This is a genomic window from Klebsiella grimontii, from assembly GCF_900200035.1.
GTDB lineage: Bacteria > Pseudomonadota > Gammaproteobacteria > Enterobacterales > Enterobacteriaceae > Klebsiella > Klebsiella grimontii.
Window position 1 is genome coordinate 596,893 of sequence record NZ_FZTC01000019.1, and the last position, 16,369, is coordinate 613,261.

Annotated in this window: 14 protein-coding genes; 9 read left to right on the plus strand and 5 right to left on the minus strand. The window is 56.6% G+C overall.

Going from position 1 to position 16,369, the window contains the following annotated elements; translation table 11 throughout:
• Positions 1-15: 15 nt before the first annotated feature.
• Positions 16-822 (plus strand): IclR family transcriptional regulator domain-containing protein, encoded by an 807-nt coding sequence (locus KOSB73_RS17605; RefSeq protein WP_004135569.1) that lies wholly within the window; start codon positions 16-18, stop codon positions 820-822.
• Here KOSB73_RS17605 and smrA read toward each other — a convergent pair.
• Positions 819-1,382: a DNA endonuclease SmrA gene (gene smrA, locus KOSB73_RS17610; RefSeq protein ID WP_004135568.1), complete on the minus strand. Its 564-nt coding sequence runs from the start codon at positions 1,380-1,382 to the stop codon at positions 819-821. The two genes, KOSB73_RS17605 and smrA, sit on opposite strands and share 4 nt — an antisense overlap.
• A 101-nt stretch (positions 1,383-1,483) precedes the next feature.
• Positions 1,484-2,392: a LysR family transcriptional regulator gene (locus KOSB73_RS17615; RefSeq protein ID WP_098140750.1), complete on the minus strand. Its 909-nt coding sequence runs from the start codon at positions 2,390-2,392 to the stop codon at positions 1,484-1,486.
• A 166-nt stretch (positions 2,393-2,558) separates the two neighbouring features.
• Here KOSB73_RS17615 and KOSB73_RS17620 point away from each other — a divergent pair, with 166 nt between their 5' ends.
• The 6 genes from KOSB73_RS17620 (at position 2,559) to uspE (ending at position 9,942) form a co-directional block, all read left to right on the plus strand.
• Positions 2,559-3,869: a M20 family metallo-hydrolase gene (locus KOSB73_RS17620; RefSeq protein WP_049131885.1), complete on the plus strand. Its 1,311-nt coding sequence runs from the start codon at positions 2,559-2,561 to the stop codon at positions 3,867-3,869.
• Positions 3,869-5,314 carry a M20 family metallopeptidase gene (locus KOSB73_RS17625; RefSeq protein WP_098140751.1) on the plus strand — a complete coding sequence of 482 codons (1,446 nt, stop codon included), beginning with the start codon at positions 3,869-3,871 and terminating at the stop codon, positions 5,312-5,314. The genes KOSB73_RS17620 and KOSB73_RS17625 overlap by 1 nt, the downstream gene beginning before the upstream one ends.
• A 111-nt stretch (positions 5,315-5,425) precedes the next feature.
• Entirely contained in the window at positions 5,426-6,952 is a 1,527-nt protein-coding gene (gene abgT / locus KOSB73_RS17630) for a p-aminobenzoyl-glutamate transporter (RefSeq protein WP_049085797.1), read from the plus strand.
• A 439-nt stretch (positions 6,953-7,391) separates the two neighbouring features.
• Complete coding sequence (ogt, locus tag KOSB73_RS17640) at positions 7,392-7,907, plus strand: methylated-DNA--[protein]-cysteine S-methyltransferase (RefSeq protein ID WP_064342792.1); 516 nt, start codon at positions 7,392-7,394, stop codon at positions 7,905-7,907.
• A 193-nt stretch (positions 7,908-8,100) separates the two neighbouring features.
• On the plus strand, positions 8,101-8,853 hold the full coding sequence (fnr, locus tag KOSB73_RS17645; protein ID WP_004102577.1) for a fumarate/nitrate reduction transcriptional regulator Fnr: 753 nt from the start codon (positions 8,101-8,103) through the stop codon (positions 8,851-8,853).
• 138 nt (positions 8,854-8,991) lie between these two features.
• Positions 8,992-9,942 carry a universal stress protein UspE gene (gene uspE, locus KOSB73_RS17650; protein WP_024358004.1) on the plus strand — a complete coding sequence of 317 codons (951 nt, stop codon included), beginning with the start codon at positions 8,992-8,994 and terminating at the stop codon, positions 9,940-9,942.
• Between the two features lie 127 nt (positions 9,943-10,069).
• On the opposite strand, the gene KOSB73_RS17655 is transcribed toward uspE, so the two are convergent.
• The 3 genes from KOSB73_RS17655 to pntA form a co-directional block, all read right to left on the minus strand.
• Positions 10,070-10,258 carry a YdiH family protein gene (locus KOSB73_RS17655; protein ID WP_004102581.1) on the minus strand — a complete coding sequence of 63 codons (189 nt, stop codon included), beginning with the start codon at positions 10,256-10,258 and terminating at the stop codon, positions 10,070-10,072.
• A 145-nt stretch (positions 10,259-10,403) separates the two neighbouring features.
• Positions 10,404-11,792, minus strand: coding sequence for a Re/Si-specific NAD(P)(+) transhydrogenase subunit beta (gene pntB / locus KOSB73_RS17660; protein WP_098140753.1), 1,389 nt, complete (start codon positions 11,790-11,792; stop codon positions 10,404-10,406).
• A 10-nt stretch (positions 11,793-11,802) separates the two neighbouring features.
• Complete coding sequence (gene pntA, locus KOSB73_RS17665) at positions 11,803-13,332, minus strand: Re/Si-specific NAD(P)(+) transhydrogenase subunit alpha (RefSeq protein WP_004119626.1); 1,530 nt, start codon at positions 13,330-13,332, stop codon at positions 11,803-11,805.
• Positions 13,333-13,854: 522 nt separating this feature from the next.
• On the opposite strand from pntA, the gene ydgH reads away from it, so the two are divergent.
• Together ydgH and KOSB73_RS17685 are read left to right on the plus strand one after the other, a co-directional pair.
• On the plus strand, positions 13,855-14,805 hold the full coding sequence (gene ydgH, locus KOSB73_RS17675; protein ID WP_024358001.1) for a DUF1471 family protein YdgH: 951 nt from the start codon (positions 13,855-13,857) through the stop codon (positions 14,803-14,805).
• A gap of 179 nt (positions 14,806-14,984) precedes the next feature.
• Positions 14,985-16,367 (plus strand): amino acid permease, encoded by a 1,383-nt coding sequence (locus KOSB73_RS17685; protein WP_004134411.1) that lies wholly within the window; start codon positions 14,985-14,987, stop codon positions 16,365-16,367.
• Positions 16,368-16,369 lie beyond the last annotated feature (2 nt).

The following is a 16,369-nucleotide window of genomic DNA, read 5'->3' on the forward strand; positions in this document are numbered from 1 at the left end:
AATATGGAGAAGAGCATGGAGAAACATCCAGACGATTTACTGACGGGCGATAGCGATCCGTTTAAGGGCGATCCGAACTTTATGGCTTCGCTGGCGCGCGGGCTGGAGGTGATCCAGGCGTTTACGCCGCAGCGCCCGCTGCTCTCTATTTCGCAAATCAGCCAAAAGACCGGCATTCCGCGCGCGGCGGTGCGCCGCTGCCTGTATACGCTGAGCAAACTGGGCTTTGTGTACGCCGAAGATGGTAAAAATTTCCAGCTGCGGCCGAAAATTCTGGCGCTGGGCCACGCGTGGCTGGCCTCCACGCCGCTGGCGCGCTCGGCGCAGCCGGTGCTGAAGCATTTAAGCGAAATGCTCAATGAGTCTTGCTCAATCGCCACTCTCGACGGCGACGATATTCTTTATATCGCTCGCGCATCCAGCTCGCGCATTATGACCATCGATCTCGATATCGGCAGCCGTCTGCCCGCCTGGGCGACCTCGATGGGGCGCGTACTGCTGAGCTATCAGCCGGAGGAGAAGCTGAACGATATGCTGGGCCGGGTCACCATGATTCGCTATACCCCGCAAACCGTCGATTCCGTCGCGAAGCTGCGCGCCGAGCTTAAACGCGTCCATCAGCAGGGGTACGCGCTTAACGATCAGGAGCTGGAGATGGGGCTGCGCTCGCTGGCGGTGCCGCTGTTTAATCCCCAGGGGCAGATTCAGGCGGCGCTTAACGTCGGCGTGCATGCCGGACAGGTTTCCGCGCAAGAGATGCTGGCGCGGGTGTTACCCGAGCTACAAAAAGCAGCCCGGGAACTGACGCTGCTGATGCGCTAGCGGCTATGTTTAGCGTGGCGCTCCCAGTTTTCCTGCTTAGCCTCCGCCGATTTACGCAGCGCCACGTAGCAGGCGCCGCTGCCGCCGTGGTGCGGTAACGCTGCGCAGAACGCCTGGACTTCCGGGAGTTCCACCAGCCAGCGCGCCAGGTAGCTGCGAATAATATTGGCGTGGGCGTTATCGTCGCGCCCTTTGCCATGAACGATCAGCACATTGCGCAGCCCCTCCTTTCGCGCCTGAACCACAAAAGCAAACAGCATTTGTCGGCACTTTTCGACCGGCTGGCGCAGCAGATTGAGGCTTGCCTGCTGGCCGTACTTGCCGCGCCGGAGTTTCTCCAGCACGCCGCTTTGCAGGCCTTCGCGCTTGAATTCCAGGGCGGTTGCCAGCGGCACGATATCGAGATAGCCGGTGGTCAGGAAGTTATCAAGCTGCAGGGTGTCAACCCGCTGCACGGCGCGGGTCTTGCGCTCGGGATGCCAGTGAACGTCGTTATGACGTTTCAGAGGCTGAACGTCCTCCATGGCGCCAAGAAATAGGGATTTGTCGTCAAGGTTCATGCGCGCTCCTCCAGCTACAACCGGGAAGTTACTATAGCCGCCTCGCGCTTACCCCTCAACGCGTTTAACACCTTCCGCCGGTAAATCGGGCGTCGACGCGATCAGGGAAACAGTTGACGGCTTTGACGACGAAACAGCGTGATTAATGACGCCGTTAAGGGCGTCTGCCGCGTATCGCGGCGCTGAATCAGATAATAGGTGGCTTTGGGTAACGCTTCGCGAATGGGGATCATCACCAGCTTATCCGCCATCATCGGGTCATTGCCAAGTTCGACCGGCAAAATGCTGAGAAAATCACTTTTCACCACCAGGCTAATACACGAAGAGAAGGTCTCGCAAACGATATCCACCTTTGGCGCCAGTCCGGCCTGGTTAAACATCTCCTGCAGCTGTTTGAAGTAGCTGCCGCGCGGCGTCGGCATCGTCCAGTGGCGATCGAGCAATGCCGTCAGTGAAGTGGCTTTTGCCGCCGGGTGACCGGCGCGGGCGAATACCGCGAAGGGTTTCTCAAATAGCTTTTCAAAACTGAATTCATGATCGTACGGGCCGGGATAGTAAGTATTGATGGTGAAATCCAGCTCACCCTGGCGCAGTTCATTAATCATCGCCAGCAGTTGTCCTTCCATAATCCGCACCTTCACCAGCGGATGCTGCTGGTGAAAGCGGCAAATGACCGACGGCATCAGCGAGCGCGCTACGCTGGCGCCAAGACCGATATTAATCTGCCCCGCCTGCTCGCCCTGACGCTGCAGCAATTCATCCTGCGCCGCCCGCAGCTCTTCGAGGATCAGGCTCGCATGTTGATAAAAGCTTTCGCCGTTTTCAGTCAGCGCCACCCCCTGGCTACGGCGCACAAACAGCTGCGCGGAGAGGCCCTCTTCCAGCTCTTTGATCGCTTTGGCCAACGCCGGCTGCGAAATCGCCAACGCCCGGCTGGCGCCACGAATGCTCCCTTCACGCGCAACCTCAACGAAGGCGCGAATGTGATGAAATTTGATCTGAAATGACATATCGCAAGTGATAACCAGTGTTTATCAGACAGAAGAAAATGACATCTACTGTAATCGATCGTGCTGTGGCAGGTTAAGGATGAGAGCGCATGAAATACGGCAGTGATAAGTAAAAGCTATCACTTCGTGAACACCATCACAGTTTTTGATTATGACAGGAAAGGTTATGCCGCAACTTTATGATTTCATCAACCAGCTGGCGCCAAAAATGACCGAATGGCGTCGCGATTTTCACCTGCATGCGGAATCCGGCTGGCTGGAGTTCCGCACCGCCAGCAAGGTGGCGGAGATACTTGACGATCTGGGTTATCAACTGGCGCTGGGTCGCGACGTTATCGATGCCGATAGCCGTATGGGCCTGCCTGATGAAGAGACCCTGGCGCAGGCGTTCCAGCGCGCCCGCGCGCAGGGTGCGCCGGAGCGCTGGCTGCCGGCGTTTGAAGGGGGCTTCGCCGGGGTAGTGGCGACGCTCGACAGCGGGCGGCCGGGGCCGACGCTGGCGTTTCGCGTCGATATGGATGCGCTCGATCTCAACGAGCAGCATGACGATAGTCACCGTCCGCATCGCGATCGTTTTGCCTCCTGCAACGAAGGCATGATGCATGCCTGCGGCCACGACGGTCATACCGCAATCGGCCTGGGGCTGGCGCACGTGCTCAAGGAATATGCCGCGCAGCTCAACGGGACGATCAAGCTGATTTTCCAGCCGGCTGAAGAAGGTACCCGCGGCGCGCGCGCCATGGTGGCTGCGGGCGTACTTGATGACGTGGACTACTTCACCGCCATTCATATCGGTACCGGCGTCCCTGCCGGCACCGTCGTTTGCGGTGGCGATAACTTTATGGCCACCACCAAATTCGATGTGCAGTTCAGCGGCGTCGCCGCCCACGCTGGCGGTAAACCTGAAGATGGACGTAATGCGCTGCTGGCAGCGGCCCAGGCCGCCCTTGCCCTGCATGCCATCGCGCCGCACAGCGCCGGGGCGTCAAGGGTTAACGTCGGGGTCATGCAGGCCGGTACCGGGCGTAACGTGGTTCCCTCTTCCGCGCTATTAAAAGTCGAAACCAGGGGCGAAACCGACGCTATTAACCAGTACGTCTTTGAGCGGGCCAAACAGGCGATCGCCGGCGCGGCGACGATGTATGAAGCCAGCTACCAGCTGCACCTGATGGGCGCAGCCACCTCCAGCGCCCCGTCGCCGGCGTGGGTGGACTATCTGCGCCAGCAGACGGCCCAGGTCCCCGGCGTTAAACAGGCCGTCGATCGTATCGCTGCCCCGGCGGGCTCCGAGGATGCCACCCTGATGATGGCCCGGGTCCAGGAACGCGGCGGTCTCGCTTCATACATGATTTTCGGCACCGAACTGAGCGCCGGCCACCACAACGAAAAATTCGATTTCGACGAAAGCGTGATGACCCAGGCCGTCGCCACGTTAGCGCGCATCGCCATGAACTTTCCCTGGCAGCGAGGTGTGTAATGGAACAGGTTTATCAATTTGTCGATGACGTTATTGAGGGGCGGCGCAACGATTTTTGCGCCATTGCCGATGATATCTGGGATCATCCGGAAACCCGCTTCCAGGAGTTCTGGTCCGCCGCGCGTTTGGCCGATGCGCTGGAAGCGGAAGGTTTTCAATTGACCCGCAATGCCGGCGGGATCCCCAACGCCTTTATCGCCAGCTTCGGCGCAGGCCAGCCGGTGATTGCCCTGCTCGGCGAATTTGACGCCCTGGCGGGGCTCAGCCAGCAGGCTCACTGCGCAGCGCCCGCGTCTCCAACGCCGGGGGAAAACGGCCACGGGTGCGGGCATAATCTGCTCGGTACGGCGGCGTTCGCCGCCGCGGTCGCCGCCAGGAACTGGCTGCAGCAGCACGGCGGCACCGGCACCCTGCGCTTCTACGGTTGTCCCGGTGAGGAAGGCGGCTCCGGCAAGACCTTTATGGTTCGCGAGGGATTATTCGACGACGTCGATGCCGCCCTGACCTGGCACCCGGAAGCCTGGGCCGGGATGTTCAGCACCAGCACCCTTGCCAACATTCAGGCGGCATGGCGGTTTACCGGCACCGCGGCGCACGCGGCGAACTCGCCGCATTTGGGCCGCAGCGCGCTGGATGCCGTGACGCTGATGACCACCGGCAGCAACTTCCTTAACGAACATATTATCGAAAAGGCGCGGGTGCACTACGCCATCACCGATACCGGCGGCGTCTCTCCTAACGTTGTCCAGGCGCAGGCGGAAGTGCTGTATCTCATTCGCGCCCCGGAAATGGCCGACGCCCAGCAAATCTTCGCCCGGATCGAAAAAATCGCCCAGGGCGCCGCGTTGATGACCGAGACCAGCGTTAGCTGCCGCTTCGAAAAGGCCTGTTCCAGCTATCTCCCCAACCGCACGCTGGAAGCGGCGATGTATCAGGCGGTATGCCATTACGGCACGCCGCACTGGAGCGAGGAAGAGCGCGCTTTCGCCGCCGAAATTCGCGCCACCCTGAGCGCGAACGATATCAATAACGGCCTGAAAAACATTGCCGGCACCGGTGACGAAGAAGGGAAAGCGTTCGCCCGCCGCCACCGCGAGACGATCCTGATCGATGAAGTGGCGCCCTGGTCGGCTACCGATAACATCCTTGCGGGCTCTACCGACGTCGGCGACGTAAGCTGGAAAGCTCCCGTAGCCCAATGCTTCAGCCCCTGCTTTGCCGTCGGGACGCCGCTGCATAGCTGGCAACTGGTGAGCCAGGGCAGAACCTCCATCGCTCACAAAGGGATGCTTCTGGCCGGGAAAATACTGGCGGCAACGGCCATTCGTTTGTTCAGCGACAGACCGTTACTGACAGCCAGCCGGCGGGAACTGGCGCAGGTCTTAGCCGAAAGGCCCTACCGGTGCCCCATCCCGCAGGACGTCAAGCCTTCGATTTTAAAATAATAAAAGCCCTTTGGACGGAGTACAGCAACGCGGTCATCGCCAAAAAACAATGGCTGACACGCCCTGGGGTCAAGAGACAACCAACACAACAACGACAACTGAGGAACGCCCATGAGTATGTCATCCATACCCTCGCCTTCCCCCAGCGGTAAGCTCTATGGCTGGGTTGAAAAAATAGGTAACAAGGTCCCGCATCCGTTTTTACTGTTTATCTACCTGATTGTGGCGTTGATGGCCGCCACCGCCATCCTGTCGGCGCTGAACGTTGGCGTACAGAACCCCACCGATGGCTCGCGAGTGGTGGTGAAAAATTTGCTTAGCGTCGAAGGGTTGCACTGGTTTTTGCCGAACGTCATTAAGAACTTCAGCGGTTTCGCGCCGCTGGGGGCCATTCTGGCGCTGGTGCTGGGGGCCGGATTTGCGGAACGCGTGGGCCTGCTGCCTTCGCTGATGGTGAAAATGTCATCGCACGTTAGCGCCCGTTACGCCAGCTATATGGTGCTGTTTATCGCCTTCTTCAGCCACATCTCCTCCGATGCCGCGCTGGTGATTATGCCGCCGCTGGGCGCCCTGATGTTTCTCGCCGTCGGCCGCCACCCGGTTGCCGGGCTGCTGGCGGCCATCGCCGGCGTCGGCTGCGGCTTCACGGCCAATCTGCTCATCGTCACCACCGATGTCCTGCTCTCCGGCATCAGCACCGAAGCAGCCAAAACCCTTGACGCCTCGCTCCACGTCAGCGTGATTGATAACTGGTATTTTATGGCAACCTCGGTGATCGTTCTCACGCTGGTTGGCGGATTGATTACCGATAAACTGGTGGAACCGCGATTAGGTCAGTGGCAAGGCGGCAGCGATGAAACGCTGCAGACGTTGACGGCTGAACAGCGCTTCGGCCTGCGCGTGGCCGGTGTGGCCGCGCTGTTATTCGTGGCGGTTATCGCGCTGATGGTCATACCGGAAAACGGTATCCTGCGCGATCCCATCAAGCATACCGTGATGCCTTCGCCGTTTATAAAAGGGATCGTCCCGCTCATTATCTTTTTCTTCTTTGTCGTTTCACTGGCTTACGGCATTGCCACCGGCAAAATTCGCCGTCAGGCCGATCTGCCGCAGCTGATGATTGAGCCGATGAAGGAGATGGCAGGCTTTATCGTGATGGTCTTCCCGCTGGCCCAGTTCGTCGCCATGTTTAACTGGAGCAACATGGGGAAATTTATGGCCGTCGGCTTGACGGATCTGCTGGAGAGCGCGGGAATGAACGGCGTACCGGCGTTTGTCGGCCTCGCGCTGCTATCCGCCTTTTTGTGCATGTTTATCGCCAGCGGCTCGGCAATCTGGTCGATTCTGGCGCCGATTTTCGTGCCGATGTTTATGCTGCTGGGCTTTCACCCGGCATTTGCGCAGATTCTGTTCCGTATCGCCGATTCATCGGTGCTGCCGCTGGCGCCGGTATCGCCGTTTGTGCCGCTGTTTCTCGGCTTCTTACAGCGCTACCGGCCCGAGGCTAAACTGGGAACCTACTACTCGCTGGTCTTGCCTTATCCGTTAATATTCCTGGCCGTCTGGCTACTGTTGCTGGTGGGCTGGTATCTGGTGGGGCTGCCTATCGGGCCGGGTATTTATCCACGATTACCATAATGTCGCCACCGGCCAGGGAAGGCCATGAAACCGTTAACGCCATGTCGTTCGGTTACTGATCTTTTTATACAACCCTTCAATCGCCAAAGAGACCAGATGAATCACTAAGCCGCTGATAATCACGATTACAACGCCAGTCATCATATATTGCATATCACCACCTTTGTTGGTAAGAACCCGCACAGCAACGCCGGGAAATCATTGACTCAAGTTATCTGCGGCGTCGGATGCTTACCGCTGAATTCGCCGCCGGTTGAAGGTAGCAAAATCGCTTTGCCGCCGCGCCTGCGAGTGAATACAAAAATAAACATCGCTACCCCACTCCATAATTAATAGTCCATGCTGGCCCGGTTTGTTGACCTTTTCGGGGTATAGTTTGCTAACCTCGCGTCGTGGTATGGTGATGCCCTGCCAATATAACCGCGATGAAGGATTACCGATGCTGACGCTGTTGCAGGATAAAATTGACACCCCGCTGGGGCCGCTGTGGGTAATTTGTGATGAGCAGTTCAACCTGCGGGCCGTTGAGTGGGATCAGCACCGCGACCGCATGGAGCAACTGCTGGATATCCATTATCGGAGTGAAGGCTACGAACGCGTTGATTCCAGTAACCCGGGAGGGCTGAGCAGTAAGCTCAGCGATTACTTCGCCGGGGATCTCGCCATTATCGACACCTTACCGACCGCCACTGGCGGCACGCCATTTCAGCGGCAGGTCTGGCAAGCGCTGCGCACCATCCCCTGCGGCCAGGTCATGCACTACGGTCAGCTCGCGGAGACGCTGGGGCGTCCGGGCGCCGCGCGCGCCGTGGGTGCCGCCAACGGTTCAAATCCGGTCAGTATTGTGGTGCCCTGCCATCGCGTGATCGGGCGTAACGGCACCATGACCGGTTATGCCGGCGGCGTGCAGCGTAAAGAGTGGCTGTTGCGCCACGAAGGCTATCTGCTCCTTTGACTGTAAGTGCTTTTTTGGAATCTTCCGGTAATTTTACAATCATTTCTCGCCAGATAAACCTATTATAATCAATTGGATAAATCAAGTAACTGATTTACCCTTTTAATATTACGTGTTTCAGGGGTTCGAGACTTACCTGCTCACCAAAAAGATGTTAAAATTGACCAATATCAATTAAAGCCTGAGCAGACTTATGATCCCGGAAAAGCGAATTATACGACGCATTCAGTCTGGCGGTTGTGCAATCCATTGCCAGGATTGCAGCATTAGCCAGCTTTGCATCCCTTTTACTCTGAACGAGCATGAGCTTGATCAGCTTGATAACATTATCGAGCGGAAAAAGCCTATCCAGAAAGGACAAACCTTGTTCAAAGCCGGTGATGAGCTGAAATCGCTGTATGCAATTCGTTCTGGCACCATTAAAAGCTACACCATCACCGAACAGGGCGATGAGCAAATCACCGGTTTTCATCTGGCGGGCGATCTGGTCGGCTTTGACGCCATCGGCACCGGCCACCACCCAAGCTTTGCCCAGGCGCTGGAAACCTCAATGGTCTGCGAGATTCCTTTTGAAACGCTGGACGATCTCTCCGGTAAGATGCCGAATCTGCGTCAGCAGATGATGCGTCTGATGAGCGGCGAGATTAAAGGCGATCAGGATATGATCCTGCTGCTTTCCAAAAAGAACGCAGAGGAGCGCCTGGCGGCCTTTATCTACAACCTGTCCCGCCGTTTTGCGCAGCGCGGCTTCTCTCCGCGTGAGTTCCGCCTCACCATGACCCGTGGCGATATCGGCAACTATCTGGGCCTGACGGTGGAAACCATCAGCCGCCTGCTGGGGCGTTTCCAGAAAAGCGGTATGCTGGCGGTTAAAGGTAAATATATCACCATTGAAAACAGCGACCTGCTGGCGCAGCTTGCTGGCCAGGCCCGCAACGTCGCCTGATAGTCCCTCTGTATCCGGCCGGATCGCGAATTTTTTTCTAATTTGTTGATCTGGCCAGGCTCCTCCCCTGTTTCATTTCATCCATATAGGTTATCTTTTTAAGGACAAACTGTAGTTACAGTTGTAAGGAGACCCTGTATGGCGAAGTATCAGAACATGCTGGTAGTAATCGACCCCAATCAGGACGACCAGCCTGCATTGCGGCGCGCGGTGTATCTGCACCAACGGATTGGTGGACGCATCAAAGCCTTTTTGCCGATCTATGATTTTTCTTATGAAATGACCACCCTGCTGTCTCCTGACGAACGCACGGCCATGCGCCAGGGCGTCATCGGCCAGCGTACCGCCTGGATCCGCGAGCAGGCAAAATTTTATATTGAATCCGGCGTGCCCATTGATATCAAAGTGGTGTGGCACAATCGTCCCTTCGAAGCCATTATCCAGGAAATCATTAGCGACAAGCATGATTTAGTGCTGAAAATGGCGCACCAGCACGACAAGCTGGAAGCGGTGATTTTCACCCCAACGGACTGGCACCTGCTGCGCAAATGCCCGTGCCCGGTATGGATGGTCAAAGATCAGCCGTGGCCGGAAGGGGGTAAAGCGCTGGTGGCGGTCAATCTCGCCAGCGAAGAGAACTACCACAACGCGCTCAATGAAAAGCTGGTACGCGAAGCGATTGAGCTGGCGGAACAGGTTAACCATACCGAGGTCCATCTGGTGGGCGCCTATCCCGTCACGCCCATCAATATCGCGATTGAGCTCCCTGATTTTGACCCCAGCGTTTATAACGACGCCATTCGCGGTCAGCATTTGCTGGCCATGAAAGCGCTGCGGCAGAAATTCGGCATCGATGAAGGCCGCACCCACGTTGAAAAAGGTCTTCCTGAAGAGGTGATCCCCGATCTGTCTGAACATCTGCAGGCGGGCATCGTGGTGCTGGGCACCGTGGGTCGTACCGGCCTATCGGCGGCCTTCCTCGGCAATACCGCCGAGCAGGTGATTGACCACCTGCGCTGCGACCTGCTGGCGCTGAAGCCGGATCAATACCAGACGCCGGTTGAGCTGGACGACGAAGAAGACGATTAGTCACTCGCCTTCAGTAAGAGTAAAAAACTTCATCCCCCGCCAGCGCGGGGGATTTTTTTGCATTTTATAAACAAAATAAAGGGCCGCCCGGCCCTTATCTTCTATCGCTTTATCGGTAACGAAAACGTTAGTGGATACCTAAACGCCAGGCGTGATCGATCTCTTCTTTCAGCTCCATGGACGAAAGCGCCATTAAGTCAGCAAACTCAAGTTCCAGTAGTTTCAGCTTTTTCAGATACTGCGCGGGGGTTAAAGCAGCGGGGTCACGGCGCAGAAATTCGATGGCCAGTTGCGTGGGGGTTAACTCGGTATCCATAATATCCTCAGTTTGAGTGAAAAACGGGCTTATTATAACACCCTCGCCTGATTATTTTATGAGCAAATAATCACTTGATAACCTATATAAAAAAGCCGTCTCACAGGAGACGGCTTAAGAAGCACAGGTTTTAAAAGACCAGGCTCTACAGTGCTTTCAGAATCGCATCGACGCTGGCTTTGGCATCGCCAAACAGCATGTGGGTGTTCTCTTTAAAGAACAGCGGGTTCTGTACGCCGGCGTAGCCAGTGTTCATCGAACGCTTAAATACAATCACATTCTGCGCTTTCCACACTTCCAGCACCGGCATACCGGCGATCGGGCTGCCCGGATCGTCCTGCGCGGCCGGGTTAACGGTGTCGTTAGCGCCGATCACCAGCACGGTGTCGGTATCGGAGAAATCATCGTTGATCTCATCCATCTCCAGCACGATGTCATACGGGACTTTCGCTTCCGCCAGCAGTACGTTCATATGGCCCGGCAGACGCCCGGCAACCGGGTGAATACCGAAACGCACTTTGATTCCGCGCGCGCGCAGTCGCTCGGTGATTTCCGCGACCGGATACTGGGCCTGCGCCACCGCCATGCCGTAGCCCGGGGTGATGATCACCGACTGCGAACCTTTCAGCATCTCTGCGGTTTCTTCGGCGCTGATTTCACGGTGCTCGCCCACTTCTTCATCCGCCGTGGAGGCCGTGCCGTCAGAACCAAAGCCACCGGCAATCACGCTGAAGAACGAACGGTTCATCGCCTTACACATGATGTACGACAGAATCGCACCGGAAGAACCTACCAGCGCGCCAGTTACGATAAGCAGGTCGTTGCTGAGCATAAAGCCCGCTGCTGCCGCCGCCCAACCGGAGTAGGAGTTCAGCATTGACACCACGACCGGCATATCCGCGCCGCCGATGGAGGCCACCAGGTGCCAGCCAAACGCCAGGGCGATAACGGTCATCACCAGCAGGCACAGTACCTGCATGCCGATGCTGTCGGTACGTACGAAAACGATCAGCAGCAGGAAAGAAACCACCAGCGCCGCCAGGTTCAGCTTATGACGGTTCGGCAGCATCAGCGGTTTTGAAGACATCTTGCCGCACAGTTTGCCAAACGCCACGACGGAGCCGGTGAAGGTCACCGCACCGATGAAGATGCCGAGGAACACTTCGGTCAGATGAATATTGACCAGAATCTGTTCCATCTCTGTTTCATGCTGCAGATAGCTGTTAAAGCCTACCAGCACCGCCGCCAGGCCCACGAAGCTGTGCAGAATCGCCACCAGCTCCGGCATTTCGGTCATTTCAACTTTCTTCGCCAGACGAATACCGATAGCGCCGCCGATAACCATCGCCAGCAGGATCCACGCGACGTTGCTGCTGTCCGGCCCCAGAATGGTCGCCACCAGGGCAATCGCCATCCCGGCAATACCGTAGTAGTTTCCCTGTTGCGAGGTTTCGTGTTTGGAAAGCCCCGCCAGGCTAAAAATAAATAGAATCGCGGCAACAATGTATGCAGCTGTAACTAATCCACCAGACATTTGTTACCCCTTATCCTTTGCGGAACATTTTCAGCATGCGCTGAGTGACGGTGAAACCACCAAAAATATTAATGCTGGCGATCAGCACCGCGATAAAGCTCAGAAAGCTGACCCAGCCGCCGTGGCCTATCTGTAACAATGCCCCGACCACAATAATGCCGGAAATGGCGTTAGTGACCGACATCAGCGGCGTATGCAGCGCGTGGGATACGTTCCAGACGACGTAGTAACCGACCACGCAGGAGAGCGCAAAGACGGTAAAGTGGCCGAGGAACTCTTTTGGCGCCACGCTGGCCAGCCAGCCAAACAGAATAATCGCCAGCGCCATCAGCGCATACTTGCGCAGCGGCGAGCTCGGTTTCGCCTCTGCTTTTGGCGCTTCAACCTTTTTCGCTGCCGCCTGCGGCTGAGCAGATACCTGAATGGGTGGCGCGGGCCAGGTGATTTCACCCTCGCGAACCACGGTAACGCCGCGGATAACGACATCATCAAAATCGATAACGACATTGCCGTCTTTCTCTTTGCACAGCAGCTTGAGCAGGTTGACCAGATTGGTACCGTACAGCTGCGAAGACTGCGTTGGCAGACGGCCAGGGAGATCTGTATAACCGATAATCTTCACGCCGTTGGCGGTGGTGACTACCTGACCCGGCACGGTGTATTCACAGTTGCCGCCGTTTTGCGACGCCAGATCAACCACCACGCTGCCGGGCTTCATGGAGTCGACCATTTCGCGGGTAATCAGCTTCGGCGCCGGTTTACCCGGAATCAGCGCGGTGGTGACGATGATGTCGACATCTTTCGCCTGGGCGGCAAAGAGCGCCATCTCGGCTTTAATAAAGGCTTCAGACATGACTTTGGCATAGCCGTCGCCGCTGCCCGCTTCCTCTTTAAAATCCAGCTCAAGGAACTCGGCGCCCATACTCTGCACCTGTTCTTTCACTTCCGGACGGGTATCAAACGCGCGGACGATTGCCCCGAGGCTATTGGCCGCGCCGATGGCCGCCAGACCAGCAACCCCGGCGCCGATCACCATCACCTTCGCGGGCGGTACCTTACCTGCCGCGGTGATCTGCCCGGTGAAGAAACGGCCAAACTCGTGGGCGGCTTCCACGATCGCGCGGTAGCCGGCGATGTTAGCCATTGAACTTAACGCATCCAGCGACTGCGCGCGCGAAATACGCGGCACCGAATCCATCGCCATCACGTTGATGTTGCGCGCCGCCAGTTTTTCCATCAGCTGCGGGTTTTGCGCCGGCCAGATAAAGCTGATAAGCGTCGTGCCGGGATTAAGCAGCAGGATTTCATCGTCATCGGGCGCGTTCACTTTCAGAATGACGTCAGACTGCCATACGTCATCACCGCTCACGATCTCCGCTCCAGCCTGAACGAAGGCTTCATCGTCGAAACTGGCCAACTTACCGGCACCGCTTTCTACCGCGACGCTGAACCCAAGCTTTAGCAGCTGCTCCACCGTTTTCGGCGTGGCGGCGGCCCGGGTTTCCTGGGCGAGTCTCTCTTTTGGTACACCAATACGCATAGTTTTCCCTTCCATCGGTTTTTGATGATGGTTTACTTTTCTTACAAGCGACCGTCGCAAAGGCGGATGAACGCGCCCCCCAACATATGTCTGAAAAAATAAAACAGTAACAAACTTTTTATAACCTACTGAAAATACCGATTGTGATCTACAGCAATAAAACAGAAATTTTGATTTTATTGGTAAAACGCCCGGCTTACCGTGTCAGGCAGCAATATTTACCTTATTTTTATGCCAGCGCCTGATAATCCGCTTGGCAGAAGGGTTAATTCACCATTTATCGCCGTCTGGATCAGCACGTTAACATTATGTTAACTTATGAAAGTGATATCGATTATCGATTTTGCTGGTCAAGCGGCTGTTTTTTCAACATATCGAAAAATGTTATATTTCTGCAGTATACGTTTAGAGCGGCAAGTGAAAATTGACGCAGACAGTCACTCACGATAAATGCAATAATCAAATGTTTTCAGTCAACAACAATACCCGTACATGGTTTGCGCAAGGCAAAGGATTATTTTTATGAAGCTTAAGAACTCACTCCTGGCGTCTGCTCTTCTGGCTACCACCGCGTTGTCTGCCCATGCAGCGACCGAGCTGACTCCGGAGCAGGCGGCAGCGCTGAAGCCCTACGATCGCGTTGAGGTGACCGGTCGTTTTAACGCCATTGGCGATGCGGTGCAGGCAGTTTCCCGTAAAGCGGACAAAGAAGGCGCAGCTTCCTTTTATGTTGTCGACACCTCCGATTTTGGCAGCGGCGGCAACCTGCGCGTAACGGCCGATTTTTATAAAGAAAATGCCCCGCAGGCCGACGCGCCAAAAAACCGCATTATCAACGGCATAATGGAATTACCGAAGGATCAGGCCGTTGAGCTGGAGCCGTTTGATACCGTCACCGTACAGGGCTTCTACCGCAGCCAGCCGGAAGTCAACGACGCCATTACCAAAGCCGCGAAAGCCAAGGGCGCAGCCTCTTTCTTTATCGTACGCCAGGTTGATGCCAACCAGGGCGGCAACCAGCGCATCACCGCCTATATCTACAAAGCGGATGCCAAAAAACGCGTTCTGCAAAGCCCGGATGCGATCCCGGCAGATTCAGAAGCCGGTCGCGCAGCGCTGGCCGAAGGCGGAGAGGCTGCTAAGAAAGTTGAAATTCCTGGCGTGGCAACGACCGCAGCGGTCGGTTCCGGCACCGGCGTAGGCCGTTTCTTTGAAACGCAATCGTCTAAAGGCGGGCGTTACACCGTCACGCTGCCGGACGGCACCAGGGTCGAGGAAGTGAATAAAATCACCGCCGCGCAGATGGTTCCTTACGACAGCATCAAGTTCACCGGTAACTACGGTAACATGACGGAAATCTCCTACCAGACGGCTAAGCGCGCCGCGAAGAAAGGCGCGAAGTACTACCACATTACCCGTCAGTGGCAGGAACGAGGCGGCAACATCACCATCAGCGCCGACCTGTATAAATAACGGTAGCTGAGCTGAACAAAAAGGCGGCGATTAGTCGCCTTTTTTCTTTTTTTCATTTCTCTCCATTGCATGCATACAAAACACTCCGTAAAATCCCGCGCCTTAGCGCAATCCTCCATTTTTATGCGATTTCGCCAAATAAATATTCTTAGCTTGATGATTATCACCTCGGGAATGCAATGGAAAAGAAACTGGGCCTTAGCGCCCTGACCGCGCTGGTACTTAGCTCGATGCTGGGGGCGGGTGTATTCAGTCTGCCGCAGAACATGGCAGCCGTTGCCAGCCCTTCCGCGCTGCTTATCGGCTGGGGCATCACCGGCGTGGGGATCCTGTTCCTCGCCTTTGCCATGCTGCTGCTCACGCGGATTCGCCCCGACCTCGACGGCGGTATTTTCACCTACGCCCGGGAAGGTTTCGGCGAGCTGATTGGCTTCTGCTCCGCCTGGGGCTACTGGCTGTGCGCGGTTGTCGCCAACGTCTCCTACCTGGTTATCGTCTTCTCGGCGCTCAGCTTCTTTACCGATACGCCCGAACTGCGCCTGTTCGGCGATGGCAATACCTGGCAATCCATCATCGGCGCCTCGGTCCTGCTGTGGATTGTCCATTTCCTGGTTCTGCGCGGCGTTCAAACGGCGGCCGGTATCAACCTGGCCGCGACGCTGGCCAAGCTGCTGCCTCTCGGGGCGTTTATCGCGCTGGCCGCTATGGCGTTTCGTATGGAGACATTTCGCCTCGATTTTAGCGGCCTGGCGCTGGGCGTACCGGTATGGGAGCAGGTGAAAAACACCATGCTGATCACCCTGTGGGTGTTTATCGGCGTCGAAGGCGCGGTCGTGGTTTCCGCCCGCGCGCGTAATAAACAGGATGTCGGGCGCGCGACGCTGCTGGCGGTACTCTCCGCGCTGGCGGTCTATTTGCTGGTGACGCTTCTCTCGTTAGGGGTTGTGCCGCGTAGCGAACTGGCGGAAATCCGCAACCCGTCAATGGCCGGCCTGATGGTCAACATGATGGGCTCCTGGGGCGAAATTGTGATCGCTGCCGGGCTGATTATCTCCGTCTGCGGCGCGTATCTGAGCTGGACGATTATGGCGGCGGAGGTGCCCTATCTGGCAGCGACGCATAAAGCATTCCCGCGCCTGTTTGCCCGAACCAATAAAAACAACGCGCCGTCGTCTTCGCTGTGGCTCACCAATATCAGCGTACAGGCTTCGCTGGTGTTGATTTGGCTTACCGGCTCAGATTACAGCACGCTGCTAACCATCGCCTCAGAGATGATCCTGGTCCCCTACTTTCTCGTCGGCGCCTTTCTGCTGAAGATTGCCCGGCGCCCGCTGCACAAGGCGGTCGGTGTCGGCGCCTGCATTTATGGCTTATGGTTATTATATGCGTCCGGCCCTGTGCATTTATTGTTGTCGGTGATACTTTACGCTCCGGGTCTTCTGGTTTTCCTGTATGCCCGTCGTACACACCAGCACGATCGCCCGCTCAAACGCCGTGACCTGGCATTAATTGGTTTTTTGCTGGTTGCCGCCGTACCGGCAACGTGGATGTTGGTAGGGTAAGC

Bases quoted from the DNA above. Each gene is read 5' to 3' on its own strand.
- KOSB73_RS17605 (WP_004135569.1), top strand. From the start codon at position 16: ATGGAGAAACATCCAGACGATTTACTGACGGGCGATAGCGATCCGTTT.
- smrA (WP_004135568.1), bottom strand. From the start codon at position 1,382: ATGAACCTTGACGACAAATCCCTATTTCTTGGCGCCATGGAGGACGTT.
- KOSB73_RS17615 (WP_098140750.1), bottom strand. From the start codon at position 2,392: ATGTCATTTCAGATCAAATTTCATCACATTCGCGCCTTCGTTGAGGTT.
- KOSB73_RS17620 (WP_049131885.1), top strand. From the start codon at position 2,559: ATGCCGCAACTTTATGATTTCATCAACCAGCTGGCGCCAAAAATGACC.
- KOSB73_RS17625 (WP_098140751.1), top strand. From the start codon at position 3,869: ATGGAACAGGTTTATCAATTTGTCGATGACGTTATTGAGGGGCGGCGC.
- abgT (WP_049085797.1), top strand. From the start codon at position 5,426: ATGAGTATGTCATCCATACCCTCGCCTTCCCCCAGCGGTAAGCTCTAT.
- ogt (WP_064342792.1), top strand. From the start codon at position 7,392: ATGCTGACGCTGTTGCAGGATAAAATTGACACCCCGCTGGGGCCGCTG.
- fnr (WP_004102577.1), top strand. From the start codon at position 8,101: ATGATCCCGGAAAAGCGAATTATACGACGCATTCAGTCTGGCGGTTGT.
- uspE (WP_024358004.1), top strand. From the start codon at position 8,992: ATGGCGAAGTATCAGAACATGCTGGTAGTAATCGACCCCAATCAGGAC.
- KOSB73_RS17655 (WP_004102581.1), bottom strand. From the start codon at position 10,258: ATGGATACCGAGTTAACCCCCACGCAACTGGCCATCGAATTTCTGCGC.
- pntB (WP_098140753.1), bottom strand. From the start codon at position 11,792: ATGTCTGGTGGATTAGTTACAGCTGCATACATTGTTGCCGCGATTCTA.
- pntA (WP_004119626.1), bottom strand. From the start codon at position 13,332: ATGCGTATTGGTGTACCAAAAGAGAGACTCGCCCAGGAAACCCGGGCC.
- ydgH (WP_024358001.1), top strand. From the start codon at position 13,855: ATGAAGCTTAAGAACTCACTCCTGGCGTCTGCTCTTCTGGCTACCACC.
- KOSB73_RS17685 (WP_004134411.1), top strand. From the start codon at position 14,985: ATGGAAAAGAAACTGGGCCTTAGCGCCCTGACCGCGCTGGTACTTAGC.